Origin of the sequence: Streptomyces sp. NBC_00322, assembly GCF_036147535.1 — a bacterium.
GTDB lineage: Bacteria > Actinomycetota > Actinomycetes > Streptomycetales > Streptomycetaceae > Streptomyces.
The window spans coordinates 8,461,861-8,487,893 of the sequence record NZ_CP108019.1; the positions used below are offsets into that span (position 1 = coordinate 8,461,861).

General features: G+C 67.6%; 24 protein-coding genes and 4 pseudogenes. 12 read left to right on the forward strand and 16 right to left on the reverse strand.

What is annotated here, in order from left to right; genetic code table 11:
* Positions 1-90 precede the first annotated feature (90 nt).
* Together OG905_RS38455 and OG905_RS38460 are read right to left on the reverse strand one after the other, a co-directional pair.
* Positions 91-516: a hypothetical protein gene (locus OG905_RS38455; protein WP_328681846.1), complete on the reverse strand. Its 426-nt coding sequence runs from the start codon at positions 514-516 to the stop codon at positions 91-93.
* A gap of 64 nt (positions 517-580) precedes the next feature.
* Positions 581-1,132 carry a hypothetical protein gene (locus OG905_RS38460; RefSeq protein ID WP_328681848.1) on the reverse strand — a complete coding sequence of 184 codons (552 nt, stop codon included), beginning with the start codon at positions 1,130-1,132 and terminating at the stop codon, positions 581-583.
* 908 nt (positions 1,133-2,040) lie between these two features.
* Here OG905_RS38460 and OG905_RS38465 point away from each other — a divergent pair.
* Positions 2,041-2,849, forward strand: a protein-coding gene (locus OG905_RS38465; protein ID WP_328681850.1) for an IS5 family transposase whose coding sequence is annotated in 2 segments (ribosomal slippage) — positions 2,041-2,380 and positions 2,380-2,849 — 810 coding nt in all. Because the reading frame shifts where the segments join, the coding sequence is not laid out codon by codon here.
* A 905-nt stretch (positions 2,850-3,754) separates the two neighbouring features.
* A complete protein-coding gene (locus tag OG905_RS38470; RefSeq protein ID WP_328681852.1) occupies positions 3,755-4,216 on the forward strand; it encodes a hypothetical protein in 462 nt (153 codons plus the stop codon).
* Between the two features lie 220 nt (positions 4,217-4,436).
* On the opposite strand, the gene OG905_RS38475 is transcribed toward OG905_RS38470, so the two are convergent.
* The 7 genes from OG905_RS38475 to OG905_RS38505 form a co-directional block, all read right to left on the reverse strand.
* Positions 4,437-4,982, reverse strand: a complete 546-nt coding sequence (locus OG905_RS38475) for a thioredoxin family protein (RefSeq protein ID WP_328681854.1) — start codon at positions 4,980-4,982, stop codon at positions 4,437-4,439.
* Between the two features lie 436 nt (positions 4,983-5,418).
* Complete coding sequence (locus tag OG905_RS38480) at positions 5,419-5,700, reverse strand: hypothetical protein (RefSeq protein ID WP_328681856.1); 282 nt, start codon at positions 5,698-5,700, stop codon at positions 5,419-5,421.
* 218 nt (positions 5,701-5,918) lie between these two features.
* Entirely contained in the window at positions 5,919-6,230 is a 312-nt protein-coding gene (locus OG905_RS38485) for a hypothetical protein (RefSeq protein ID WP_328681858.1), read from the reverse strand.
* Positions 6,227-7,612, reverse strand: coding sequence for a hypothetical protein (locus OG905_RS38490; RefSeq protein WP_328681860.1), 1,386 nt, complete (start codon positions 7,610-7,612; stop codon positions 6,227-6,229). Before OG905_RS38490 ends, OG905_RS38485 begins: the two co-directional genes overlap by 4 nt.
* A 5-nt stretch (positions 7,613-7,617) precedes the next feature.
* Positions 7,618-8,079, reverse strand: coding sequence for a hypothetical protein (locus OG905_RS38495; protein ID WP_328681862.1), 462 nt, complete (start codon positions 8,077-8,079; stop codon positions 7,618-7,620).
* Positions 8,080-8,352: 273 nt separating this feature from the next.
* Positions 8,353-8,598, reverse strand: a complete 246-nt coding sequence (locus OG905_RS38500) for a hypothetical protein (protein ID WP_328681864.1) — start codon at positions 8,596-8,598, stop codon at positions 8,353-8,355.
* 550 nt (positions 8,599-9,148) lie between these two features.
* On the reverse strand, positions 9,149-9,571 hold the full coding sequence (locus OG905_RS38505) for a hypothetical protein (RefSeq protein ID WP_328681866.1): 423 nt from the start codon (positions 9,569-9,571) through the stop codon (positions 9,149-9,151).
* 520 nt (positions 9,572-10,091) lie between these two features.
* On the opposite strand from OG905_RS38505, the gene OG905_RS38510 reads away from it, so the two are divergent.
* The 3 genes and pseudogenes from OG905_RS38510 (at position 10,092) to OG905_RS38520 (ending at position 12,919) form a co-directional block, all read left to right on the forward strand.
* Positions 10,092-10,946: a helix-turn-helix domain-containing protein gene (locus OG905_RS38510; protein WP_328682829.1), complete on the forward strand. Its 855-nt coding sequence runs from the start codon at positions 10,092-10,094 to the stop codon at positions 10,944-10,946.
* Between the two features lie 242 nt (positions 10,947-11,188).
* A complete protein-coding gene (locus OG905_RS38515; protein WP_328681868.1) occupies positions 11,189-11,611 on the forward strand; it encodes a hypothetical protein in 423 nt (140 codons plus the stop codon).
* A gap of 380 nt (positions 11,612-11,991) precedes the next feature.
* A pseudogene (locus OG905_RS38520) lies at positions 11,992-12,919 on the forward strand (IS5 family transposase).
* Here OG905_RS38520 and OG905_RS38525 read toward each other — a convergent pair.
* The 5 genes from OG905_RS38525 to OG905_RS39280 all read right to left on the reverse strand — a co-directional run bounded on the left by OG905_RS38525 (position 12,897) and on the right by OG905_RS39280 (position 19,143).
* Positions 12,897-13,337: a GNAT family N-acetyltransferase gene (locus OG905_RS38525; RefSeq protein ID WP_328681870.1), complete on the reverse strand. Its 441-nt coding sequence runs from the start codon at positions 13,335-13,337 to the stop codon at positions 12,897-12,899. The pseudogene OG905_RS38520 and the gene OG905_RS38525 sit on opposite strands and share 23 nt — an antisense overlap.
* 176 nt (positions 13,338-13,513) lie before the next feature.
* Positions 13,514-14,788, reverse strand: a complete 1,275-nt coding sequence (locus OG905_RS38530; protein WP_328665437.1) for an IS701 family transposase — start codon at positions 14,786-14,788, stop codon at positions 13,514-13,516.
* Positions 14,789-15,086: 298 nt separating this feature from the next.
* Complete coding sequence (locus OG905_RS38535; protein WP_328681873.1) at positions 15,087-17,357, reverse strand: hypothetical protein; 2,271 nt, start codon at positions 17,355-17,357, stop codon at positions 15,087-15,089.
* 269 nt (positions 17,358-17,626) lie between these two features.
* Positions 17,627-18,325 carry a hypothetical protein gene (locus tag OG905_RS38540; RefSeq protein WP_328681874.1) on the reverse strand — a complete coding sequence of 233 codons (699 nt, stop codon included), beginning with the start codon at positions 18,323-18,325 and terminating at the stop codon, positions 17,627-17,629.
* A gap of 611 nt (positions 18,326-18,936) precedes the next feature.
* Positions 18,937-19,143 carry a hypothetical protein gene (locus tag OG905_RS39280; RefSeq protein WP_443044044.1) on the reverse strand — a complete coding sequence of 69 codons (207 nt, stop codon included), beginning with the start codon at positions 19,141-19,143 and terminating at the stop codon, positions 18,937-18,939.
* 161 nt (positions 19,144-19,304) lie between these two features.
* Here OG905_RS39280 and OG905_RS38550 point away from each other — a divergent pair.
* A pseudogene (locus tag OG905_RS38550) lies at positions 19,305-20,396 on the forward strand (IS110 family transposase); the annotation flags it as partial.
* A gap of 17 nt (positions 20,397-20,413) precedes the next feature.
* On the opposite strand, the pseudogene OG905_RS38555 reads toward OG905_RS38550, so the two are convergent.
* Positions 20,414-20,659: pseudogene (locus OG905_RS38555) on the reverse strand (transposase); the annotation flags it as partial.
* Between the two features lie 8 nt (positions 20,660-20,667).
* Between OG905_RS38555 and OG905_RS38560 the strand changes: the two are divergent.
* The 4 genes and pseudogenes from OG905_RS38560 to OG905_RS38575 all read left to right on the forward strand — a co-directional run.
* Positions 20,668-20,844 (forward strand): annotated as a pseudogene (locus OG905_RS38560) (IS256 family transposase); the annotation flags it as partial.
* Positions 20,845-21,024: 180 nt separating this feature from the next.
* The gene (locus OG905_RS38565; protein WP_328681876.1) at positions 21,025-21,528 is read left to right on the forward strand and encodes an N-acetyltransferase; all 504 of its coding nucleotides are present in this window, start codon (positions 21,025-21,027) and stop codon (positions 21,526-21,528) included.
* Between the two features lie 217 nt (positions 21,529-21,745).
* Complete coding sequence (locus OG905_RS38570) at positions 21,746-22,459, forward strand: IS5 family transposase (protein WP_328681877.1); 714 nt, start codon at positions 21,746-21,748, stop codon at positions 22,457-22,459.
* On the forward strand, positions 22,354-22,587 hold the full coding sequence (locus OG905_RS38575; protein WP_328681879.1) for a transposase: 234 nt from the start codon (positions 22,354-22,356) through the stop codon (positions 22,585-22,587). Before OG905_RS38570 ends, OG905_RS38575 begins: the two co-directional genes overlap by 106 nt.
* Here the strand turns inward: OG905_RS38575 and OG905_RS38580 are convergent.
* Positions 22,535-23,062, reverse strand: a complete 528-nt coding sequence (locus OG905_RS38580) for a hypothetical protein (RefSeq protein ID WP_328681881.1) — start codon at positions 23,060-23,062, stop codon at positions 22,535-22,537. The genes OG905_RS38575 and OG905_RS38580 overlap by 53 nt on opposite strands.
* A gap of 241 nt (positions 23,063-23,303) precedes the next feature.
* Between OG905_RS38580 and OG905_RS38585 the strand changes: the two genes are divergently transcribed.
* Together OG905_RS38585 and OG905_RS38590 are read left to right on the forward strand one after the other, a co-directional pair.
* Positions 23,304-25,223: a hypothetical protein gene (locus OG905_RS38585; RefSeq protein WP_328681883.1), complete on the forward strand. Its 1,920-nt coding sequence runs from the start codon at positions 23,304-23,306 to the stop codon at positions 25,221-25,223.
* A complete protein-coding gene (locus OG905_RS38590; RefSeq protein ID WP_328681886.1) occupies positions 25,220-25,714 on the forward strand; it encodes a hypothetical protein in 495 nt (164 codons plus the stop codon). The genes OG905_RS38585 and OG905_RS38590 overlap by 4 nt, the downstream gene beginning before the upstream one ends.
* Positions 25,715-26,033 lie beyond the last annotated feature (319 nt).

The following is a 26,033-nucleotide window of genomic DNA, read 5'->3' on the forward strand; positions in this document are numbered from 1 at the left end:
TCAGTGGATCCTGGCTCCGAGGCGTCAGCTGGCGGAGGGTCCAGACCTGATCCATCTCGACGTCTGCGGCTCGCGTCACCCCCTGACGGGTCAGTCGATTGGAAATCTGACGTTGTTGAGGCTCAGGTAGCCCGACCCAGTGGACAGGTATGTAGCAGCACTTGGGCTTATATTGTTGACGGTGGCCGAGCCTGTATTACCGATGGTCAGCGAGAGAGCTGCGCCAGTTGTGCCCGCGTGGAGATTGAGCTGGATGCTGGTCGACGGCCGATATCCCTCGGGCAGCGTGAACAGGAGTTCACCATTGATTGGCATGCTGGTCTGGGTTCTACGGATCACGTCGCGCAGTGCAACCGTCCTATCGGGGTAGATCCGGTAGCGACCCGAACCGTATAGATTGCCGTAGCCCGTCCACCCGGAGGCGAAGGTGATCGGCTTCCACGCTTCTCCATTCCTGGTGAGCCAACCGTCCCTCGTTACTGTGAGGCTGTTGAAGCGCACCGTCTCGCCGTCCACGGATAGACCGTCCCGGGTCAAGACGGTCTTGGCCAGCCCTGATCGCAGGAACACCTGGGTGCCCTCAACGATGGCGACTGACGCCGGGCCCGCAGAACCGTTCTGTGCGAACAACTCGATCCGTGAGGATGCAGTATCCGTTGCGCCGCTGCCCCTGACATAGCAGTAGGCGCGCGCTGTTCGCATCCAACTCAAAGGACCCCAGGCCACCTTGGGCGGGCGAGCGCAGGTACAGCTCGGCATGGCCGGAGTCGACGCGCGGCGCCTCCAGACGGGCGACTGGCTGCAGGGCGGTGTCGACGGTGGTGGTGGTTGAGCTGACGGTTCCTGGCGCGGTCTCCTGGGGATGGCCGGAGTAGAAGGCGAGCGCAGGAACACCCGTGCCCCCGGCGGTGGGCGACATCACCAGGCGGGTGCCGGACGTGCCGGTCTGGACGACGCCACCTGTGACGACCTTGCCGGTGATGGCGTCTGCGGCCAAGGCAGCGGCCGTGACGGACCCCGCCACGAGGTTGTCAGGACCGACCGCCCCGACAGCCAGGTCGTTCCGGGATGTCTGGCGGGGCTTGGCTGTGACCGCTGCCGATGCCGGGCCGGGGATGCCGGATGTGTTCACGGCGACGAGGCGAACCCAGAGGCCTTCGTACGAGGACCGGGCGATAGTGACAGATGCCCCTGAGCCTGCCTCAATGGTCGCCGCGGGCGACCGTACGTCGGGGATGGCGTCCGCTGAGGGCAGGAGGTGTACCTGGACGCGCGCGAGGTCGAGAGGCGGTGCCAATGCATCGGCGAAGGCTCCGTCCCAGGTGACGTGCAGGCCCGCAAGTGCTGGTTCGACGATCGGGAGGCTAGGCGTCGGTGGCGGGGGCCCTAGCGCAGTCCGCCTTGGCGACAGGCGAGCCTTGTGCACGGAAGACCGGCCAGCCACGGAAGTTCGCAACGAGCCCAAGAAGCGTTACGAGAGTCGCACCGTTGTCCTCGAGACCCGCGAGGTGACACCCCAATCCGTCCTGCCCGCGATCGACGCCTCCGGCCAACCCATCCCGCCTTGCCACATCTGCGGTCAACCGGCCAGCCTCCGGAATGCAGAAGACAAGCCCGAGCACTATTCCTGTCGTCAACGGCAGGGTGCTCCCTCCTGAGACTCCAGGACGCACGCCCAGAACGGCCGCTGCGCCCAGAACCCGCCTGCCTCATGCGGGCCTTCTACACGCGGCTGGACCGCCTCACAGAACCCCTCCCGGCCCCCACACAGCCCAAGGGGGAGCAGCCCGGGATCCGAGCGCCTACACGCACTCCAGTGCGATGCTGCTGGCCCGGGGCAGCGAAGTCCCCGGGCCGTACAAAGCGCCCGAGTCGGCCCGACAGCGTCAGGACGCCGCCCAGTTGAGCCCGAGGGCGGCCAGCGCCTGGAGCTTGTCGGCACTCAGCTTGGCTCGCCTGCTCTTGCTGTTACTGATCGTTTCAGAATGAAGTTCGGTGTGGGGCTTGGCAGTTGGGTGTTGTGGCGGCAGGATCTGTTGGGTGTCTGCTGATCTTGTGCCTGATGACCTGTGGGAACAAGTGGCGCCGCTCTTGCCTGCTCGTCCGCCTCGGCGGCATCGGTATCCCGGGCGGTTGCCGGCGGATGACCGGGCTGCGTTGCGGGGCATCGTTTATGTGCTGTGCAAGAGCGTGAGCTGGCGGGACGTTCCCGCAGAGCAGGTCGGCTGCAGCGGGGTGACGGCCTGGCGGCGGCTGCGGGACTGGACCGAGGCCGGGGTATGGCCCCGCCTGCACGAGGTTCTTCTGGCGGAACTACGCAGAGAAGGCCTGCTGGAGATGGATGACGCCGCGATCGACGGCTCTCACGTCAGGGCCCTCAAAGGGGGGCTCACACCGGACCTTCGCCGGTCGACCGTGCCCGGCCCGGCAGCAAACACCACCTCATCGTCGACCGGCACGGCACACCGCTCGCCGTCACGCTGACCAGCGGAAACCGCCACGACGTCACCCAACTCATGCCGCTTCTGGACGCCATCCCGCCGGTCCGCGGGTTACGCGGCCGACCCCGAAGCCGCCCTCGACGGCTCTTCGCCGACCAGGGCTACGACTTCGACAAATACCGCCGCCTCCTCCGGGCTCGAGGGATCACACCCAAGATCGCCCGCCGCGGCACCACCCACGGCTCCGGGCTCGGCAGGACCCGCTGGGTCGTCGAGCGCACCTTCGCCTGGCTCCACCAGTTCAAGCGACTCCGCATCCGCTACGAGATACGCGCCGACCTGCACCTCGCCCTGCTCCAACTCGCTTGCAGCATCATCTGCTTGAGACGACTCCGAACCTCATTCTGAAACGATCAGTAAGTCAGCTGCGCGGGCCCGTGCAGCTCGCATCGTCGCTGGTGAGATCCCCGACTATCTTCTACGGCCGATCCCGGCCAGCCGACTGCCTCAGCCGCTCGAGCACAAGGTGGTCCAGAGCCCACCCAAGCAGCCTGCCAAGGCGCTCATCCCTCCGGCGGACACCGCGCTTCGACCGCGGGACAGGGAACATTACTCGGACAACGCTCAGCCGGTCTGGGTGAAGGATGGCCCCTATGCCCAAGATGACTAGCGGCCCGGCCCAGCCCGGTCGTGGCATCCGGGCATGACCACGGCCTCGAAAGAGGACATCCACGCACATGCGGCCGAAGCAGCGGAACAAGTACCGCCGCCTCGGCTTTACATGGGCAGAGATCAAGAAGATCGATCGCGCCATCGGTCGTGGCGAGAGCACCCTCACCCTCAAGACCGTTGCTGGTGAGGTCACGCTCATTCTTCCTCCCAGGTCTCGAGGCGCTGACCGCCGGGCCGGTTCAGTGCGGGGACGACGACGGGGAGGACGCACGACCATGCCGCCCACCCCGGAAATCTGGAGTGGGCGCCGCGACCGTGCCGTCACGCTGCCCAGTGGATGCCGAGGTGGTGGGGTGGCTGCATCTCTGGCACGGGCGTGTGGGTGCTGTTCCGCGGTGAGCTGGTGGTTTGTCAGTTGGCGGGGGTTTGGTGAGGCTTGTCATGTGTACTGGGCGCTGATCAGTTCTGCTGATTGTTGGTTGGTAGCGGTGTCGGTGTCCGGGTGCCCGTTGGGAGGCGCGCCGAGAGCGCTGAGGAGTTGCTGCTAGTTGGGGGTGGGGCCGGGGCCGGGACAGCTGGGTGGTACTCGGGATATGGGCTGGTGCCGCATCGCGGCTGGCTCAGATGGGGAGGGGAGTGCCATGGAACTCTGGTTGGGAATCGTTGCTGTTGTCGGCACGCTGCTGGGCGCGGTTACCTCGCATCTCCTGCAGTCCCGCACGGCGCGGAAGTTGCACGCCGAGGGCTTGAGCGTCGAGATCAGACGCGAGCTGCGCCAGGCCACCGCTCGTCTCCTCGCGGCGGAGACCATACTGCGCCGCCTGCAGTACGACCGGTGGGGAGCGCGGGACGCTGATGCCGCGGCCAGGGACACGGCTGCCGTTGCTGCGCTGACAGCACGCTCGGATGTCATCGCCGCGCTGGCCGAGGTCCAGTTGCTCACCGACGATGCTGAGGCGCGCGCGTGTCTCGCCGAGTTGGCGGAGGCGACGTTCACTCTTCACTACGCCTCGGGCGAGGAAGACCTTGCCGTACGCTCTCATCGGGCTAGGGATGCGGCTGACAGCGTGGTGGACACCATCGGGCGCTTGGTCCGCTCCTGAGACCCCTCTGGGTCAGCGCCGATGAGATGGGCGGTGTGGGCAGAGGTGAAGCTCGCCCCCCTTTGAGTCTCTTCCTGTCACGGATGGCCGGCTTGGCCTGCGAATTGCCGCTCCGCGGGACTGCAGCTGAGAAGCGCCCGAGTCCACCTCACTCGGAGGGTCGAGCGGGCGTTCACATGGTGACGATGTCCCCTGGGCGTCTCCTCGAAGAGAGCGGTGATCACACTCGCCACTTGATGGAGCAGCCCATGCTCGGCCGGTGGGGTTCAGGGACCGGATCACCGGCTAGGACGTGAGTGATGGCGGCGTCCAGCAGTTCCCCGGTGACCGGCTTGCCACTTCCCGGTGTGGACTGGTCCATCGCTCCCCGGTAGGCCAACCGGCGCTGGGCGTCGTACAGGAAGAAGTCCGGCGTGCAGGCGGCCTGGTAAGCCCGGGCGACGGTCTGGTCGGCATCCACCAGGTATGGGAAGGTCCAGCCCGCCCGCCCGACCTGCTCAGCCAGGCGTTCGGGCCGGTCGTCCGGATAGGCGTCGGCGTCATTGGCGCAGACGCCCACCACCGCCAGCTTCGGGTACCGGGCGAGCAGCCTGCCGAGCCCGGCCTCGACATGGCGCACGTAGGGACAGTGGTTGCACAAGAATGCGACCAACAGCCCAGGAGCGGTGGCAAAGTCGTCACGGCGGACAGCCTGGCCGGCCAGATCGGGAAGCGTGAAGTCCGGCGCGGGCGTACCCAGGGGCACCATCTGTGACAAGACAGCCATACTGCCATGCTACGAACGTCTCACCGCGTATCCGAGTCGGCTCACCCTGGACCCGCCCGACTCGTCAGGGGAACGGCCCGGCGCTGTTCGGCGGTCGCCGTCTGTTCCGTCCCGCTGGATTCTTTCCAGCGGGACGGACGGGCACCGCGGCGGACGGGAAGTGAGGTCTGTCAGCAGTTGCTGAGGACCGAGGTCAGGGCGTTCTTTTCGGCGGTGTCGACGGAGAGTCCGTAGTGGTACTTCACCTGGACCCAGGCGCGGGCGCACGGGCGTGTGTGCGCATGAGTATCGACCCCCGAGCCGGGGTTGACGGGCGGGGGGCGCCGCTCATCGTGGCCCGGAGGAGTTGTTGCGGGTAGATCTCGCAAGGTGAAGTTCCCGTGACAACCCGTCAACGACTGGATTGAGGACCGCAACCGCATTCGGTGATGGGGGGTCAGCTTTTGCGGCGTAGCGACGATCCCTGCCCCGCTGCCAGGACCGCCAGGCCGCAGATCACGAGCGCGTTGAGGAAACGCATCTGCCATGGGCCGGTTGGCGTGGTCTGGAAGTGGAGCAGGCCTTGCACCAGACAGGCCGTGCCCACCATCAGTGCTCCGAGTCCGAAAATCCGCGGCTTCTTGACCTTGCGGCGCGCCCAGGGCCAGGTCCACCCGGTGAGTATCGAAGCCGTTCCCAGGGCCATCGACAGCGGGCCAACCAAGAGGGCGACTCTCATGAACCAATCCACGGGCTCCTCTTTCTGTCGATGAGCAGCCTGCAGGGACCTGCGGGAGATGTATGCGACGACGCGGCAGACTCGGACCTGCCGTTCCGGTGACTTTAACCGGGTTCAGCAGGTGCGTTGCGGGAGGGGCGGCCAGCGTCCCTACGCTCTCCTGGTTCTCGCCCGCGCCGACGGCGACCGTTCGGTGCGCACCGAGGCATTCGAGGCGATCAGCTGCCCGCCCCTTGCGGGTAGTTCTGTGCGATGTACATCCAGCGCGCGGCTCCCAGCGCCAGGAATACCACTGGTGGCGCCAGCCACCACGGCCCCAGGGTCTTTCGGCGCAGCGGCGGTACGGACAGCATTAGCGTGGCTGCACCGGCCGCGACGACCATGGCGCATGCGGCCTCGATGCCCGTGAGCGTGCTCTCGTCCCAGGTCCCCTGCGGCTGTGTCACGAGTGCCGCGTAGGCGAGCCAGGCGGTCACGAGATGGGCGAGGAGGAGCAGCACTCCCCAAGGGCTGCGCAGTTCACGGATCATTTCAGGGCGTTCCTTGCCTCGTCGAGATTGGTGTCGAAACCACGGCCGTACCCCTGAGCCTGGTCGTTCTGCCAGTAGGGGCCGCCGTTGTAGCGGGCCGCCAGTTCCTTGCGCTGCTCCCGGGTCATTTCTTCCGCCGGCACATCGGCGAAGCCGGACTCCTCCTTGAGCATGGCCAGATACTCCGAGGCGATGAACATGTTTTGCCCCGGATCCTGGAGGGCCGCTTCGATCGTGTCGCGCTGGCTCTCGGTGAGATGCGCTGGATCGTATCCGAGTACCTCCGCGGCGCGGCGTACCTGGATGGCGATGGGGCCGAAGGATGTCTCGTCCGGGTTACCGCCGAGCCGGTCGGGCAGTGCCTCCGGAGCGATGGGCAGCCATCCGTCCTTGGCGAGGCCCCGGACGGTGTCGACGCCGTCGTCCATCCATCCCCACTGGCCGCCGACCTCCTGCCAGGCGATTCCCGCGACCATGTCGGCCGGGAGCCCCGACCGCTCCGCCGCGGCCTTGATGATGTCCTTGTTGGCCGCGATCCATTCCCGGCGCTCCTCTGCGTTCCTCGGCACCGCCCAGTAGGCATCGGTCGCCTCGGGCAGCGAGGTTAGCTTCAGACGGATGTCCATCAGGGACGCGGACACATCGTCCTTGCCGACCGGCTTGGTGAACTCCGCCTTGGCGCCGCTGCCCTCCAGCCGGGTCAGGGAATCGGCGCGGGCCTCGGTGGCTTCGGCGCGGAGCGCGGGCATGGCGGAAAGGAGGTCCTTGGCGTCGGCGAAGCCGCCGCCGCGGTAGTCCGGGAGCGCCTTGTAGGCTTGGTCGAGCGACGTGGTGCACGCCTCGCGGGCTCGGCTCTCCGCCGATTTGGCGAGGTCGTAGTTCGCGCTGGCGTTGTCGTGCGCGCGGTTCGCGTCGTCTTTGATGTCGTCGATGTCGACCGTGAGTTCGGCGGCCCAGTCGAGGAAGCCCGTCGTGCCGCGCAGATCCTCCCACTGCCGCATGGGCCCGGCCTGCTGTGCCGTACGTGTGACGGCGTCGGCGACCTGGGCTATGAGGTCGGCGAGAGTCTGCTCGTCCGCCTTTCCGTTCGAGTAGTGCGCCTTCGCGGTCCGCAGAGCGGAGGCGTAGTGCATGAGCGCGCTCTGGGCCTTGTCGTAACCGTCCGCGAGATGGGTGACCAGGTCGCGGGCCTCACGCAGCCGTTTGTCGTAGGGCTTGCGGCCCTCGCTGATCCAGTGGGTGTGGGTGGCCGCGCGCTGTACGCCGGGCTTCGCTTCCAGGAGCAGATCGCGCAGTCTGCGGAACTCCAGGGCGTTGCGCTCGACGAGAGCGGGATTGCAGTCCTCGAGGAACTCGACGTCGTCCCGGTATGTGTAGGCCATGGTCGTCACCTGTCTTCCGGGGACACGTACTTGCCGCTTTCGAGGACGGCGTTCAGCAGTCCGCCGGCGACCTCGCCGTCGTACGTCACATACGTGCCCTTCGTCTCCCGCAGCCGGGTGGAGAGGGCGGCGAGCAGCGCGGTCGCGTCCTGGTACTGGTCGTCGGCGAAGCGGGCGAACCGGTCGACCTTCGCCGCGACATCGGGGTGCGAGCGGGGTACCCGTGCGGTGGTGCAGAGATCGCCGTCGGGTCGGCCCTCGTAGAGCAGACCGGCCAGTTCGATCAGCAGGTTCGAGTTGCCGTTGAGCGAGCTGTGACTGACGTCGATGCCGTCACCCCCGCCCTTGCCGCCGGAATGCGGGCTCCCGCCCTCACCGGGGTCGGCCGGCACCTGGTCAATCTGCATCCGTGCGGCATGACGCTGGGCGGCCTCGGTCTTCAGCTGTTCCCATTCGTCCCATGGCATGGGTGTACGTCCTCGCTTCCCCCGGGCAGTCGTACGTGCGCACGAGCAGCCGTTCTCCATGATCATGACTGATGACTGTGGCGGATCGGTTCCGGCCAGTGCTGAAGATCACGAAAGGGCGCAGCGCCTGCTCGCGCCCCGCTTCAGGTCGTGCATCTGGGACGGATGAGGAGGCCCGCGAGGCCAGCGAAGCCGACTTCTGTTGCATCGTCTGATGGCCGGCGCGAGCGCACCGACGCCGACGTGATCCCTTCCCAACCAATCAGAATCATTTCACTGTCTCCGGTTGGAGCCGCTGCCACGCTCGGAGTTCGACCGTGGCCGTTCGTCGCTGCGCAGCATCTTGGAGAACGGGCCGGGCCGCGTGACCAGGCGGAGGCCGGGGTCGGCATCCTGGACGAAGGCGCGCCGGATGGGGACGGCACGGCCGAAGCGCTTGGACTGCTCCAGCAGCATCCGTATCGTGTCGTCCTGGCTCACGGCCATGTCCCGCTTGAGCACGGTCAGTTCGGTGTTCACGGAGTCCATGTTCACCGATCGGTCGCCCGGGGCGGGTGTCGATTTCCGGTGCGGCCGCTTGGCCCGTCTCCCGCTCAGACCGGGCTATCGGAAACCATGTGAAGACGAGGACACCGGTCAGAAACCTTTGGGTGTTCGAAGCCTCAGGCAGGAGCGTATTTGGGGCCTAAAATCGTTAACGCTTCAGATTGTGATCTTTGATGATCTAGGGCCGAACTTTTGGATAGTTCACGCCGTGACTCCGTACCTGGGAGAACACGGCGGCGAGCCCGGTTCGAGACGCGCACGGTGCGGGCGCGGGTCGCGGTGGTGACCGTCCTCCATGCCCGGCGGCCTACGCGATCCGTACGACTGCACCCGTCCCGAACCCGACAGCGCGAGACCCCGGGCCTCGAAAGGCACGGGGTCTCGTGGGACGGGGTGGGGGGAGCGGTCAGTAGTCGTCCCAGTAGGGGTCTTCGCGTTCGGAGGGCGGTCCGAGTTCCTCGATGAGGTCGCAGGTGCAGGTGCCGCCCTCGTACAGCATCTTGTTGCACTCATCGTGGTGGACTCACTGGGGCAGCGGCTTCGCCGGAGCGGGGCGCGCGGTGCCTGCGGCGGGCCGGGCCGTGGCGGGCCGTTCGGCGGCCCGGAACTCGATGTCCACGACACCGGAGGCGATTTCGTCCTTGCTCAACTTCTCGGGGGAGTTGTGGTTCACCAGGCCGCCCGCGTAGGCCCATGCGCTGCAGTTCGGCCTTGGTTGGTTGCGCATCAGCTCGTTCATGCGCTGCACCCGCGCCCTGCCCCGCGCCACTTGGGTCTCGCGCTCCTCCTCCGTCATCGTGTCGCCCCGGTCGTGGTCCTCCTGCACGACCGGCGGCGCGGGCTGGACGGGACCTTCGCCCACCGGTGCCGGGCCGCCGGACAGAGCCGGCACCGCTGCGGCCTTCGCCCAGATGCGGCTGCGGCTGCGCCGGGCAGTGATCCTCACCCCAACGCTCATTGCGGCGCAGTCGCCTTCGCGGTCGGCGGCCCACTGGCTGCCATCGGTGCGGCGGGCCTGGCAATGGCGACGCTGCACAGGGTGCTCGCGTAGCCGTCGTGGGGTGCCCCGCCGCAGGGGCACCCCAGGCGCGGGCAGTCGACAGGCGGGTAGCAGACACTCTCCGGCTCGAAGCCAGGGGAGTGGGCGCGGTTAGCCCAGGACGCGCCAGGGTTACCGGCCATGCTGGTTGGGACGGCTCTGCGCCGGCGTTCCGCGGTCGAACTGCTCGTAGGCCTGGCGCAGGTACTCGGGCGACAGGTGTGCGCATTGTTGGCCAGGGTCTCGAAGGTCTCGCCTTCGGCGAGGGCGCGCTCGATGGCCTCGTGCAGGAGGCCGCTGCTGATGTCAGGCCCATTCGACGCCCAGCTCGGTGAGGGCGGTGCGCTGTTCGGGGGTTAACGCGAACTCATTCTGAAGTGATCAGTAATAGTGTCATCGTCCTATCGGAGTGCCGGATCGCCGGGGGATGAACGACGTGAGACATCGTGTGTGCGTGCAAGGCGACTGCGACCGGTTCTTCGCACGGCCCGATTCCCGACTGCAGCCGGGAATCGTGCGCTACCGCGCGTTCCGTCTGACCAGAGGGGTGCCGCAGCAGCGACTGTTCGTTCCCAGCGGGCAGGTGTCCCTATTCATCACGTTGGACGGCGAGTTACGGGCTGGTACAGCGGGGCAGGAATCGGCAGCGGCCTCGACCTGCACCGCGGCGGTCTACGGCCCGCACATCCGCCCCAAGGTTCTGGGGCACGCAGGAAGCATGGAGGGGGTAGAGATCTGCGTTCTGCCGTGGGCTGCCTACACCCTCTTCGGCGCGTCGATGGGCGACCTGGCTGACACCATGGTCGACGCCTCCACCGTCCTGGGGCCCCGCATTCGCCACCTCGCAGAAGCACTGAGCGAGGCTCCGGGCTGGCCGGACCGCTTCACCATCCTGGACCAGACGCTACTGCGCTGGACCGCTCGCGCCGCGGCCTCCCGCGAGCCCGCCCCGCCGGTGCTACGCGCGTGGGACCTGCTCACCCGTACGGCGGGCACCATACCCATCCGCGAGCTTGCCGCCAGCACCGACTGGAGCCAGCGACAGCTCGAGATCCGATTCCGCGACCAGATCGGGCTCAGCCCGAAACGCCTGGCCAGGGTGCTGCGCCTGAATCGGTCGATCCTGATGCTGTCCAAGGGCAGCAGCCAGACCGAAGCCGCGATCACCTGCGGCTTCTACGACCAAGCCCATCTCACCCGCGAGTTCAAGGCACTGACCGGCATGCCTCCCGGCCGCTTCCTGACTGCCCTGGCCCCCGGTTGCTCCTGGCCCACAACCTGACGGCCCCGCGCCCCGCTTCGCTTTTGTCCAAGACGCGGGCGCGGGGCGGATGTCAGCCTTACACCGCGATGTCGCGAGGACATCCAAGTCAGTGGCCATTCAAACGGCGTGTTCTAGCGCGCCGTGTTCAACCCCCTTACAAGAGAGCAGGTGACGCAACGCGTCGCACCGTCCTTGGTGCACGTCGGACGCGGCTCGTCGTGCGAACGGGGGTGCGCGAACACCATGTCAAGGAGCTCTATATGTTCAAGAAGTCCAGCCTGGCCGTCGCCACAGCGGGCGCCTGCTTCATGCTGCTGGGTGTCACCTCGGCGATACCGGCCCATGCAGCCACGCCACGCAAGTCCTGGTCGATGCAGTGCACGGACGGTCCGAACACCGTCTACATCACGGCCACCATCGTGGGGAGCGGCGCGCCGACCGCCAGGTACGGCGTGGTCCTGACGACCTTCGACAAGAAGGACGACAACTTCGCCCCCTACATCCGCCTCAAGTCGCTGAACAAGGACGGGTCGATCACCAACTACCCCTGGCGCAAGGGCGGGCAGGGGAAGAACGTCCTCACGCGCTGGGACACCACGCTCCAGCAGCCCAAGGGCCTGAAAATCCTCTGGGTTGAGGGGTACGCCCAAGGCCCGCGCTGCACCGACTACTTGCCCAAGTAGTCTCACGCGGTGCCCCGCCCGGGGGCGGGGCACCGCACGTCGGCGGTGTGGCGCAGTTACTCGGACGGCTCAGTGGCCGGGCAGACCACCGCACAACGAGCCACGGCACTGGGTGCTCCGGCGGCCCTCTCCAGGGAATCCGACGGCTTCGTTATGGGGCGTTCACAGGCTCAGCTCCCAAAACCGCAGGTAGGCGAATTCCGTCGGTAGCCCTGAGAAGGCCAGCGTGACGATCGGCGGCCGACTGCTGCACTGTCTGTTCTCATCCAATCGAGGCGTTTGCTCAGCGAACCCAGTCGCTTTGGCTTTCGTATCAGCGAACCTAGTCGCGCGGGCGATCGCATCTGGGGGGCGCTAGGGCCTGTCTGATAATTGATCTTGTGGCGGGTCGTGGTGAGCTGACGGATGCGGCGTGGGATCGGATAGTTCCGCTGTTGCCGGGTGTGGACGGGCGGGGTCGTCCCTGGCGGGACCACCGGCAGGTGATCAACGGGGTGTTGTGGCGTTTGCGGACGGGTGCGCCGTGGCGTGACCTGCCGGAACGGTATGGGCCGTGGCAGACTGTGTATGAACGGTTCGCCCGCTGGGAGGCGGACGGAACCTGGGGCCGCCTGCTGGAGCGCGCCCAGGTCCGGGACGACTCCGTCGGAGCGGTGGAATGGACCGTGTCGGTCGACTCCACCATCAGCCGAGCCCACCAGCACGCCGCCGGGGCCCGCAAAAGGGGGCGGCGGCGGGGGACGAACTGGAAGATCAGGCACGTGCGGCGGCTGGCCAGGGGCTCGGCCGGTCACGCGGCGGGCTGACCACAAAGGTGCATCTCGCCTGCGACGGCCGGGGCCTGCCCCTGGCTGTCGTTGTCACCGGTGGCAACGTCAATGACTCCACCGTCTTTGACACGGTCCTGGATACGCTGCGGGTGCCCCGGACCGGCCCCGGGCGACCACGTCGCAGGCCCGATGCGGTCATCGCCGACAAGGCGTATTCCTCACGCGCGATCCGACAGGGCCTGCGGCACCGGGGCATTCGGCAGTCATCCCGGAACGGGCGGACCAAAAGGCGAACCGCGTACGCCGCGGATCGGCGGGCGGCAGACCACCGGCCTTCGACCGCGAGCTGTACAAGGCCCGCAACGTCGTCGAACGCTGTTTCAGCCGACTCAAGCAGTTCCGAGCCATCGCCACCCGCTTCGACAAGCTGGCCGCCCGCTACCTCGCTGGACTTCACCTCGCCTCACTCATGCTGTGGCTGCGTGAGCCCGACATGAACGATTACCGGCCGGTTCTTAGGCCGGCTTGCGCACCATGAATACGTCCACCGGATCCTCGGTCTCGAGTGTGAACCCATGCCGCTCGTACAGCTGCCGGGCCGAACTGCCCTGCAGCACGTTCAGCCGGACAAGGGCGCCGTCGCGGTCGCATCGCTCCAGCAGCCCGCGCAGCACATCCGAACCGATGCCCCTGCCCTGCAGATGCGGAGCCAGGTAGAAGTGCTCCAGCCAGTGGGCGTCCTCAGCCTGTCGCAGCGCCACACAGCCGGCGAAAGCGTCGCCCACCTCGATTACCCAGGTGTGCGTCGGGTCGAATTCGTCCCGCAGCCGCTGCCGCACCCGCTGCTCGTCGTACCGCCCGAGCCGCTCCAGGTCATCCCGCAGCACCAGGGCACGCAACTCGGCCACCGCCTCGACGTCCACCACCGACGCTGGCCGAATATCCCAGTCCACCATGATCGCCACGCTACTCCGCCGGACGCACCCTGGTTTCGTTGATCCTCTAACTCCACGGAACCACGCGGTGTTTGTCAGACAGGCCCTAGTAGGACTCCGTTAGGTCTGTCTTGATCTTGGTGGCCTCTTGTTGGGCAGGGGGCGGTGACAGGTGGTGCAGGTGCCGGTCCAGCAGTTCAGCAGGTCCTGGATGGTGTCGAGGATCTGGTAGAGGGTGAGTCCGCTGTATCGGCTTTTGGGGCCAGGCGCTGTTCGGTGAGGAACGCGTGGGCGGCGGTGACCAGGGTGACGTGGTGGTGCCAGCCGTTCCAGGAACGGCCCTCGAAGTGGTCCAGGCCGAGGCCGTGCTTGAGTTCCCGGTAGTCGTGCTCGATGCGCCAGCGGATCTTTGCGAGGCGGACCAGCTCGGCGAGGGAGTGTGTGTCGGGCAGATTGGACAGCCAGTAATCGGTGGGTGCCTCGGCGCCCGCGGGCCATTCGACCAGCAGCGTCACCTCGGGCAGGACGCCGTCCCAGCTGCCTGGGTCTGCGGCGGCGGCCCGGGCGAGGCGGCGGGATTTGATGCCGGCCGGCCGTACCTGCAGGGCCAGGAAATGCGAGCGCATCCGGCCTCGAGAGCCCTCCCGCCAGGTCACCTCGGTGAAAGCCTGTCGCCCGTGGCCGGCCGCGAGCGAGGCGACCGGGGACGGCTTGTCGCGGTAACGGGGCTGCGGCTTGCGTCCGTTGCCGGACCAGGGCGGGACCGCAGGCACCGCATCGTGCGGGTGAGCGGTCACATCTGAGCGGACCGCCACCACGTAGCCGATGCCCCGACGCTCCAGCCCGTCACGGAAGTCGGCGTTCTGCCCGTAGCCGGCGTCGGCCACCAGCACCGGCGGGACGAGGCCCCATTCGGCCAGCTCGTCGATGCTGTCCAGGGCCAGGCGCCACTTCTCCCGGTGCCCGATCTCCTCCGGGATCCCCGTCTTGCGCCGACGGACGGAATCCGCCGCCCATTCCTCAGGCACGAACAGACGCCACTGCAGCGGACACGACGCCGTGTCGGAGACCGCGTGCACGCTCACCGCGACCTGGCAGTTCGCCTGCTTGCCGAGCGCTCCGCAGTACTGGGGCGCGACCGCCACCGACATCCGGCCGTCCTTGGGGAACGACACGTCATCGATCGCCCAGGCGTCCGGGCCGACCTGCGTCACCATCCGCTGCGCGATCCGCCGACGCACCGGCACCGGATCCCACGTCGACTGGTTCACGAACTGCTGCAGGTTCTGCTCATTGCCGTCCGGCAGCCGCTCCGCCATCGGCTGGATCGACTTACGCCGCCCGTCCAGCATCAGACCCCGCAGATAGCAGTCACTCTTGGCCCGCTGGTCCTTCCGCGGTACCGAGGCGAACACATCAGCCACGAATAACGCCAACTTCGCCCGAGCACGGTTCACTTCATGTGCATCCACACCCCTACACATGCCCCCGACTAGGACCGACAGACGGACGTAACGGAGTCCTACTAGGTGGCTGTATCGGCTGGGGCGGATCGTGCGTGGCCGTACGTCGAGCTGTCGTACGTGGATGCTGCACGCGAGCGTCCGGTGCGTTCGTTTCGCTGGTCGAGGGGCGAGCCTCACTTCGAGGGCTGGTACTGGGCGGTGACGACCGGGCAGCATGTCGGCTTCGAGTCGTGGCTGGAGCGGGGCCGACCCTTGCTGATGGATTTCGATCCCGCGGTGGTAGGCGCGGTCGGCGATGATCTGGCTACTCCAAGGTGTCCCGGAGGGCGCGGATGCGAGGCTTCCAGAGCCAGGCTCCGGTGCCGTCCGGAAGATCGGACGCCACGGCCAGCACGCGCTGGGCGTCGTCAGGGCGGCCCGCGCCGACCATGGCAGTGGCGTAGTCGTACAGGTCGCGGGCCATTTCCTCGCGGTGATCCGGGTCTCCGTCGAGGTCTTCGCCGAGGCGCTGCTCGAACAGGGGGATGGCCTCGGTCCAGTTCTGCCTGGCCAACTCCGTTCTGGCTCGGGCGATGGTGATCAGGTCGTCTTTGGCGCGGTCGTCGGTACGGCCGTAGTCGCGTAGCCAGGTGTTGTCCTCGAGTGCGGCCAGTTGGGCGTCGGCCAGGGCCGGGTCATCCGTCGCTAGGGCGAGTTCCAGGCGGTGGAAGGTCAGGGTCATGATCCAGCGCTCGCCTTGGGCATCGGGTCCCAGGCCGCTGAAGAAGGCTTCGGCCTCGTCCAAGAAGGCCTGGTACGCGTCGGGTGTCAGCTCGCTGAGGTGGAACTCCAGGCGGCGCAGTGCGGACGTCGTCATGTAGAGGCCCTTGGTGTTGCCCCGGCGCTCGTCCACCTCGATGGAGCGGTGGAACCACGAGCGCGCCGCTTCGGCGTCGCCGAGGAGGAACTCGAGGTAGGCGAAGTCGTAAAAGATCGCCGAGAGGTTGCCCGGCTCCTCGTCGCCGGAGACGTCGGCCGAGACGAGGCGGCGCAGGATTTCGCCCGCTCGTTCCAGGTTGGCCGCGCCGCCCAGGCGGCGGATCCGGGCGGACTCGGAGTGCGCCGCGACCAGGGCGAGCGCCTGCTGACGGTCCGGGGCTGCGTGTTCCCGCAGCAGGTCTTCATCGCCCAGCAGTGGCAGGACGCGTTCGTGCAGCTCTCTGCCGTCGGTGCGGTAACCGAGTGTGTCGCGAAGCTGATCGTGTGCCTCGAGGGTGATGACGACCCGGGCAAGCCCGCGGGCCAGCTCATCCCGCCGGTCCGGCACGACCGTCCAGGCGGCGACGTGGTCGGTGACCAGGCTCCCGAAACCGACCTCGGCGTGCCGTGCCTTCGCCCGGCCGAATGGCACGTCTGCCAGCAGGCCCACGAGCGGGTCGAGGGCTTCGGGGACGTCCTCCTCAAGCGCGGCGACCAGATGTCTGGCCGTGTAGGTCAGCGCGTAGACGTCCTCGCAGGACGCCCAGTCGTGGCCGTGCAGGCCGATAAGGCTTCGTGCCAGTTCAAGGTGGTTTGTTGAGGGCTGCACCCTCCAATACTCCTGCCTGGACGGGGTGGTGAGGAAGTCCGCGAGGCTCCCGTGGCAAAACCTGACCTGGTCGTGGTTGACGCGCAGAATCGGCCCGAGGTCCTCCAGGACGGCCGCGAGAAAGTCCGGAGAGCTGGCGGGGAACCCGAGATACCGCGCCAAGCTCTGCGGCGGCAGCGGGGTGAAAGCGATCGCGAGGGTGGCCAGCAGGGGCTGGTAGTAAGCCTTCCAGTGGCTGTCTCCCGCCCTCTTGCCGGGGACGCGGCGTCCCGAGGCCCGGCGCGCCTGGCCGACCAGATACTCGTAGAGATCGTCGAGGCCGTCGGGGAGGCTCTGCGGTTCGAGCAGGTCGGGGACCGTCTTGGCCCAGAGCGCGGCGTAGAGAAAGACGTTGTCGGCCTTGCGCGCCACCTCGCGGTCAAGCCCGGGGTGTCCGGTGATCCCGGCCTGGGCGAGGACGAACGCGGCGTACTCTGCGATATCGTCCTCGATCTGCTGGCGGTGCCCGTCCAGGCTGATCCGCGCGCACCGGTCCTGCTGGCGCCGGTAGAACTGCTCCAGTGGCAGCGGGCGGGTCGTCACCACCACCCGCAGGTTCTCCGGCAGCTCCGCACAATCGGTGAGCCAGTCGACAATCGAGTCCTCGCCGCCGGTCCAGCCCGTGGCCGCACCGATCTCGTCCAGTCCGTCGATCAGCAGCACGATCGAGGCCGACCGATCGGCAGCCGCCAGCCGCGCCGCCGGCTCGATCAGCGCCTGCCTGGTCAGATCAGCCAGGCTGGTCCGTGACAGGTCGTCGATCAGCTCCCCGATCCTGACCGCGATCACTTGCCCGGCCTGCGCCGCCGACTGCCTGGTCTCGAAGGCCGTCCTACGAAAGGACGACACGACCAGCCTCCCGATCTCAACGCCGATCAGGTCATCGGCCTGCTCGACCTCCATCGTCGCGCTCACGGCCAGGTCCAGATCCATCAACTCGGGACGCAGCACCGCGATCTGATGCCCCACGCGGACTAGGAACGCCCGCCCGTCTCCCGACGACAACGGCGCGATACTGTCGCGCCGGATGAAATAGCGAGGATTGATCCCCGGCTCCCGCGCCAGTGATGCGAGGAACGTACTCTTCCCAGTCCCCGCGACCCCCTCGAGCACGATGAAGCGGATACGCGGCGCGTCCAGGAGCTCCTTGAGCCGACCCAAGAGCCAGTCCCGCCGGACAAGATCCCCAGTGAGATGCTCGTCCAGAAGATGCTCGAATAGCAGTTCGTCTCGGCGTATCACTCGAGCGAGTCGATCTGCACGCCGGTAACCGGCCCGTCCGCCGACTTGGCCTTGACCTGCGAATCAATGCTCGCTGACGACCGCACCTCACCCAGCCGGACCCCCACAGCCCCGTCCCTGAGCTCCTCAACCTCGACAACGGCTCTGATCCGATACTTCGACGGCGCCCGCTTCTCACCCTCAAAGTCAATCTGCCGGTCATGAAGATGCTCAAGCAACGTCCGCGCCCGCTCCATCGCCGCCAGCGCGTCAGCGTCGCCCCTCACCTCAGCGGCTGGCCGCGTAATCACCCCGCTGAGCGTCCCGTGCAGCTCCTCAAGCTCGTCCCGCTGCTGCGGCGATGGCTCTCGCACAATCGGAAAGTTCCTCTCGCCACGCCGACGATCCAACACAGATCCGACGCGATCGAGCAGAAATGTGGCAACGACCGGTATCCCCGCAAGCGAGATGGCGGCCAGCGTAATGGGCTCAGGCATGAACCACTGATATCGAAGAATCCCTTGCCCCGTGAGGGTTATCCGAGATTTCCACCGGCCAGTCAGACTCCGTCCGAACGCGCCCCAGTGGCCGGGCGAGAGGCGGAGATCTATCAGCTCGTGCTGGACGACTCCTCTGTCGTCCACTCCCTCGGTGTGCACGAGGAGGCTGGAGTTGGCGACCCGATCCGGAGCTCGACGGGCAGTCTGATCGGTCACGTACTCTCCTTCACGCTGTCCGTCGCTATGTCGCTGACGCCGTCTTCGGGACCGGCCGAGACGCCGTCTGGCGGGACGCTACGTCCGCCCGCTCGGCCCACGCCCGGCGAAGGGCGGCTCTGTGGGAGGCATCGGCCTGGCAAACGGGGGCGCGCAGACGATCGCGAACCGGGCGTCAGCAGGAGGGCCGCGGACGGCTCGACGCGACACTCACCCACTGACGTTCTGCTGTCGGCCCACGCTGTCGAAGGGCAGCTCGGCGCCAGGTGGGTCAGCCGGACCGTGATGGATGTCTCACTCAATCCAGTCCACCCAAGTCAGCGGCAACCACAGCGACCAACTTCACTGAGAAGAGACATGCACCCCCGCGATCTCGACTCCTACGTCACCTTCGCCTATGAATGCGCCGGCCTCGAAGACGCCGACGACTTCATCGACGCCGAGGACGGCACCCTCGGTCTCCAGCGCGTCACGCTCGGACGGCTTCGGTGGGCGCGTTTACCACCGTGTTGCACGGCACCTGACGGCACGAGACCCCGGGACCATGACGACCCGGGGTCTCTCTGTGCTCTGGTGTGTCCGGCTGGGTCAACGAACAGCCGCTGCCGGTGTCACGCCCATTTCACGCCCAGCTCTGCGAGGGCGGTGCGCTGCTCCTGGGTGAGCTTGTCCCGGCGGCTCTTGGTGTTCGAGACCCGCACGCCGAGCCGGTGCTCCGCCGGCTCCTCCTGGCCCTCCACCATGATCGGTTCGAGGTGCCCGCGCGGTACCGGCTTGTCGGCGTCCTCCCGCGCGATGTACTGCGCCAGGGCCGCCACGCCTCGCTGGAAGGCCGCCTGCGCCTTGCCCGGCGTGCTCTTGGCGGTGGGAGCGGGGGGAGGGTGCCTCAGCGGGCTGTACGCCCAGCTGGGACAGCCGCTCCTGCTGCTCGGTGGACAGTTGCGCCCAGGTGCTCGGCTGCTTCTGCCGTTTCAGCCACTTCCCCAGGTCATCGCCTTCGAAGAGGACGCCGCTGGCTTTCCTGGCTGCTCACGGCACCGTTGCCGCCGTCGGTGTGGAGGGCACGTCCTCCTACGGGTCGGGGTTCACGCACGCGGCCCGCGAGGCCGGTCTGACCGTGGTCGAGGTCAACCGGCCGGACAAGGCCGAGCGTCGCAGGATCGGCAAGTCCGATCCGATCGACGCCTATGCCGCGGCTCGTGCGGTCATGTCCGGACGGGCCACCAGTGCCCCCAAAGGCGATGCCGTCGCCGGGATCCGGGCTCTGCACAACGCGGCACGATCCGCGATCAAGGCCCGTACGGCATCGGTGAACCAGATCGGACACATCCTGATCAGCGCGCCCGAGAGTATCCGCGCGAAGTACGAGGTGCTGCGGGGTGACAAGCGCATCGACGCCCTGGTCCGGCTCCGGGTCAGCAGCGATCCCGTCCACGCTCCGATCCTGACCGCCCTGCGCACGCTCGCGCGACGCGTCCAGAGTCTGACCGCCGAACACGCCACTCTGACCGAGGAGTTAGACAGTCTGGTCACGGGGCTCAACCCCGGCCTGCGCGCCGCCTACGGCGTCGGTCCCGACACCGCTACGCAACTGCTGATCACCGCTGGTGACAACCCCGCCCGCCTGCGCACCGAAGCGTCCTTCGCCGCCCTATGCGGTGTCGCCCCGGTTCCGGCCTCCAGCGGCAAGACCAACCGTCACCGGCTCTCGCGCGGCGGTGGCCGCGCGGCGAATGGGGCCCTCTACCGCATTGCGCTCGTCCGCATGCGCCGCGACCAGCGCACCCGTGACTGCGTGGAGCGTCAAACCAAGGCCGGCCGGACGAAGAAGGAGATCATCCGGCTCCTCAAACGTGCCATCGCCCGGGAGGTGTTCCGCCTCTTGACCACCACAGTCGAAGTCCCCGAGATCGCGGACCTCAGGCCCGCCCGCCAGGCCAAGAACATCACGCTCACCGCCGCAGCGAACCACTTCGGAGTCTGGCCCGCCGTCATCTCCAACATCGAACGGGGCCTTCGCCGTGATGACACCTTCGCCGACTCCTATCGCAGCTGGCTCTCTGCCGCTTGACTAACGATAGGAGCATCAAGGTCGGGAAGTCCTTTCAGCCCGTCGCAGACGAGCATGAGGACGTCGCCAACGCTGCGGTTCTTGATCTCGGTGAGGATGTGCAGCCAGTGCTTGGCTCCTTCTCCGCCGTCGCCGGCCCACAGCCCAAGGATCTCGCGTCGGCCCTCGGTGGTGACTGCGAGGGCGACGTAGACGGGGCGGTTCGCGACGGCACCGTCCCTGATTTTCACGTGGATCGCGTCGATGAAGATCACGGGGTAAATCGCCCCCGATCAGGAAGATCATCTCGACCACCAACGCGACCGCTGCCCTCAAACGTCTCTACCTGACCACGCTCGCCCTGGACCCCACCGGCCGCGGACGCCAACGCTGGTCCAACCGCTGGAAGGACGCGATGAACGCCTTCGACATCGCCTTCGACGGCAGACTCTCGGCCGAACGAGCGTAGGCCAGTCAGATCAACCAGAAACCTTTAGAAGCCGTTGCCATACCGATCATGGAGTCTGTCGATCGAACGGGAGTCTCGATCGGGTGATCGCGGGCCCTGCCCGGCATGAGAGCAGGGCCTGGCGGTATACGGGGAAAATCCAGGGGAACGGACGGCCGCGCGCTGCTACGGTCGGGCGCCATGAGCTGGCTTCCCGATGACTTCGTCCACCCCGTCCTGGTACCGCTGCCGGGCGGTGGCCATCACCTGCGGCCGATCCGGGAGGCGGACACCCCGCTCGACTATCCGGCTGTGATGGGTTCGCGCGAGCGGCTGTGGACCATCTTCGGCCCGGCCTGGGGCTGGCCCGCGGCCACCATGACCTACGAGGCCGACCAGGCCGACCTGTTGCGGCACGAGAAGGAGATCGCCGCACACCAGTCCTTCAACTACGCGCTGTTCGACGCGGCGGAGACAGCTCTGCTCGGCTGTGTCTACATCGACCCACCGGAGAGGGCCGGCGCGGACGGCGAGATCTCCTGGTGGGTGGTGGACGAGCTGGTGGGCAGCAAGGTCGAGCAGGCCCTCGACGGGCTGGTGCCGCAGTGGATCGCCGCCGACTGGCCGTTCGAGCAGCCGCGCTTCCTCGGCCGCGAGATCTCCTGGTCGGACTGGCTCGCCCTGCCGGGGCATCCCGACACGTAAGTGGTTGTTGCCCGTACCGATCTCGAAGGCTGTCGATCGAACGGGAGTCTCGATCGGGTGACTGCGGCGGTTTCCGCGCGTGAAAGCAGGGCCTCCAGGTAGCTCGGGGGTGCGATCCCATTCCGAGTGGTTCCCGGAGGCCCTGTTGTCTTTGTTGTACGTTCCCGAGCATGTTGACTTCAACTCGCCCGCCGTGTCGTGCGATTGCCTCGCGCACGTGTACGGCAACGCGGCCGACCATCCGGACCGGGTGCGCCGGTATCCGTCGGACATGACGGACGCGGAGTGGGCGGCCGTCCGGCCGTTGCTGCCGGTGCCGGCCTGGTTCCAGGGGCGGGGTGGACGGCCCGAGGGCTACTGCCACCGGCAGCTGTTGGACGCGATCCGCTACCTGGTCGCGGGCGGGATCTCGTGGCGGGCGATGCCCTCGGACTTCCCCGCATGGGCCCGGGTCTACGCATTCTTCCGCCGCTGGCGCGAGCACGGGCTGATCGCCGAGTTCCACGACCGGCTGCGCGGGACGGTCCGTGAGCGCGAGGGCCGTGAGGCCGAGCCCAGGGCGGGGATCATCGACGCGCAGTCGGTGCGGGCCGCCGCGACGGTGCCGGCCGCCTCACGCGGCTACGACGGCGGGAAGAAGGTGCCGGGCCGCAAGCGGCACATCGTGAGCGACACCCTCGGCCTGCTCCTGGCCGTCGCGGTCACGGCTGCGAACATCGGCGACCGGGACGCCGCGGCGGGCCTGCTGATGCGGCTGCGCCGTCTGCACCGCGACATCACCCTCGTGTGGGCCGACGGCGGCTACACCGGCTCCCTCGTCGGCTGGTGCCGGGACAAACTCGCCCTGACCTTGGAGATCGTCAAGCGCACCGACGACATGGCAGGGTCCTGCCGAGGCGTTGGGTGGCAGAGCGCACGTTCGCGTGGTTGATGAACTCCCGCCGTCTGGCCCGGGACTACGAGACCCTGCCCGCCACCAGCGAGGCGATGATCCGGTGGTCGATGGTCACGCGGATGAGCCGGCGTCTGGGACGGCCACGGGCCGCCGGCCGGCACTGAATGCCCCCGACGCCTCCAGGAGGAGCCACCCGCGCTCCGCCAGGCGCCGGGCTTTCGACCGCAGCCCCTCGACCTTCGCCGGCGTCGCGTCAAGGCCCAGCTCCACCGCGATCTCCTTGGCTCGAAGCGGTCCGTGACCCGTGGATCGCTGCTGTTCCAGCACGCCCAGAATGCGCTGATAGTCCGGCGCCAGAACCGTCACCGGCAGCCCTTCCCGCCAGGGCGGCACCGTCGAGCCCGGCACCGGCGCGAGCGACAGCACCGCTTTCTCCTCGGCCTCGGTCCCGGCGGTGGTCTCGGCAGCCGAGGCTGCCAGGGCCTCGACCAGCTCTTCCCGCGCGATCACCCGCCGGTCCAGCTCGATCTCGGCGGCCTCCAACACCTCAGCCAGCCGGGCGACTTCCTCCCGTAGCCCTTCCACCCGCACACGGGCCGCTGTCTCCCGCTCCTCCAGCATTCCCAGCACCGACGCCATCGCGCACCCCTCGCTCACGGAGCGGAAACAAGACGCCGGATGTCTCTCTCATTCCGAGCTACACCATGCCTGACCAGCAGAAATCAACGGATCACGTTCGGTTGAGATACGGCTTCTTACATCAACCGAGTGATGTACACCTGATTCGTGATAGTCCCGGGGAGCAGCCAATACTCAACTGTGGTTGCGGGGATTTCCGGTGGGCGGTGGCGTGTCAGTGGGGGTGGTTAGGCTGCCGGTCATGTCTGGTGATCCGGGAGATGGAGATGGTGGTCGCGGCTGGTCGGCGGCGTGGGAACTGTATGAGCGCTTGTTGGGCGCCGACAGGCTCTCCGCTGTCGAGGAAGCTCTTCGACGGTGTGACGTGGGTGGCAGCGAAGCGTTGACGGTTGCTGCGGCGGTGGCGTGGGCTGCGTCGGAGGCTTGGCAGGAGCCGGCCATGGGGCCACTGGTGTCGCGTCTTGGGGCCGACTGTGAGTCGGCGGGCCGCCAGAGGTTGTGGATGGAGGCGGCAACCGCAGCGGTGGCACAAGCGCGCACGGAAGGAAGCGCCGAAGCCGCCGGCATTGGTGATGTGGAGCCTGCTCACGTCGATCCGAGGGTATTGGACGACACGGTTGCCGACATCGAGGGGGCTCTGCGGTCGCGCAAGGTCGCCGATGTCCGCGCGGCCGTTGCGGACGCGCTCCGCTTGTTGTCGCAGGCCGCACCCCGTCTGGCACCGGCGCTGCGAGCGTTGTGCAGCCATCGGAGCCGGGCGGTGGTCGAGGAGGTGCGTGCGGGCGTACGGCGGGAGGTCCGAGGTCTCGCCGTGAGTGACCCCGGCGCCTGCCGTGTGATTCTCCAGGCGTTCAGCGACGGCGAGCCTGAGCTGTGGCGCGAATTGATCAACGCGGCGGCGGAAGCGGGTTATGGATGGGCGGTTGATCGCGTCAGCGATACCGAACCCCTTTACTATCGCTGCTGGCTGCGCGGGGACTCGCCGGGATTCGCCGCGGCCGTGCGGTCGGCGGCGGGGACGGGGACGGGAGAACTGTTCCAGGTGGTGGGTTCGATCTACGCCGGGAGCACGCGCCGCTGGCCACGAGGGCGCAACATCCAGCTAATCGTCGACGGGATCCATCCCTGCATCGCCTCCGCGGAACCCGATGTACGCATCGTGACGATCGCGACTTTGGCCGCATGCGCGGCTGCCGGCGCGAACGTCGAAGCGGCTGTTCCGGCGCTACTGGACGCTCTGACAGACGAGCATCGCAAAAAATCCGGTCTTCCATCGGAGGGCCTTTGGTGGCACGCCACGGCCGGGACGCACGCCGCGCTGGCCTTGGGCCAGGCTGTCGGCGCAGTGGCCGATCCGGCATTCATCGTGGCGGGACTTCAGGAGGCGTTGTCCCAGCGCCGTGGGCAGGCCCGGCAGGCGGCGGCGTTCGGTCTCGGCGTGGTCAGCGCACGGCTCGGCGGCGACTTCACAGCGCTGGAAGCAGTGCTCGGCCGACGCGAGCTGGTCTATGCCGCCGTTGAGGGCGTGATGGACACCTCGTATGGGCAGCTCGCACCTTCCTTGGTGGATTGGTTGGTGGCCAACGACTTCGACCCGGCCTGGTGTTTCGAATCCGAGTCGGCCTTCCATCCCAGATTCGCACCTCACGTTCGGGTGCAAACCCGCGAGGGTCTTGGCATCCTGATCGACCACCTGGCCGGCCGACGCCGGGGGAGCGCTTTGGGAGCGTTGGCAGCCGCAGCCAGCAACGGATCCGACGTAACAGCAGCGGTGCCGGCGATCGCGGGGACCTTGTTGTGCGGTGACTGGCGGGTCTCTCTCGACGCGACTCTGGAATGCCTGCGTGACATCGCGAAGGCCGGCAGGTCGGTGGCCTCGGTGGCTCGCTGGCTGCCGGCCTTCCTCGTCCCTGGCCGGCCCGGTGCTCGCGCCGCCGCCGAGGTCGCCCGGCTGGCCGTGGCACAGGGCGCGGACGGACGCTGCCTGGTGGAGGGCCTGACCGCAGTGGCCGCGCATCCCTTCGACACACCCGGCTCCGATGCCGCTTCCTGGGCGTCGCTCGCTGCCAGCCGCGAAGCAGCCGCCGCCCTGGCGGCCCTCGCGTCGCGCGGCACAGACATCGGCAACGATTTTCCTCGAACGGAGCTGACCTCCATATGAGTACCGCAGCACAGGACCGGGCGGATGACCGGCTGAGGGCTGTCATCCGGCCGTTGTGGACTGAACCGGATCCGCAGCCCCGGCGTGCGATCATCACCCGGCTCCACCAGCAGGCACGCGATGTCCACGACGTGCGGGTGGCCCAGCCCGCACTGACAGTGGCCATCCTCGACCCCGACGTCGACGTCTGCCGTGCCGCCATGGCCGTCACCGAGGAACGGGCCGTCAGCGGCGCGGACATCCGCCTTGCACTGCCCGCGATGGCACTGGTCGCCGAACACCCCGATACCGAGATCCGCGAGCGGGTATGGGGTGCGCTGATGATGAGCGACAGCCGCCACGACGACGCAATCATCGCTCTGTCAGACCTCGCCCACCGGGTCAGCGTTGGGGATCCTGATCCTGACATCCGTCATGCGGCCAGCAGGATTGCTGCCCGCATTGCCCGCGTCAAGGACCAGCACTCCAGCGTTGCCGCGAACGAGATCTGAGCTTGATTCTCTATCTCCTCGGCTTCGGCCTTCGGTCCGGTCAAAACCCGAGATCCAGCCCTCGTCATTTCACGCGGGCCCCCAACGCACCGCCCTGGACAACTGGTAGCCGTTGTCCTACCGAACTTGATCGTTGAGTTTGCGGCAGGCCCAGGCAGTCCACGGCCCCGTTTCCCTCCCGGGCCCCAGGCGGTGAGGTTTTCCTGGGCCTGTGGACGGCGCCCTGACGGTCGTCCGATACCCGCCCGAACCGGCCGCCCTCCGTCCTCGTCTGCAACGACATGCGGCATCTGCCTGCCGAGCTGTGCTGGACCGGTTT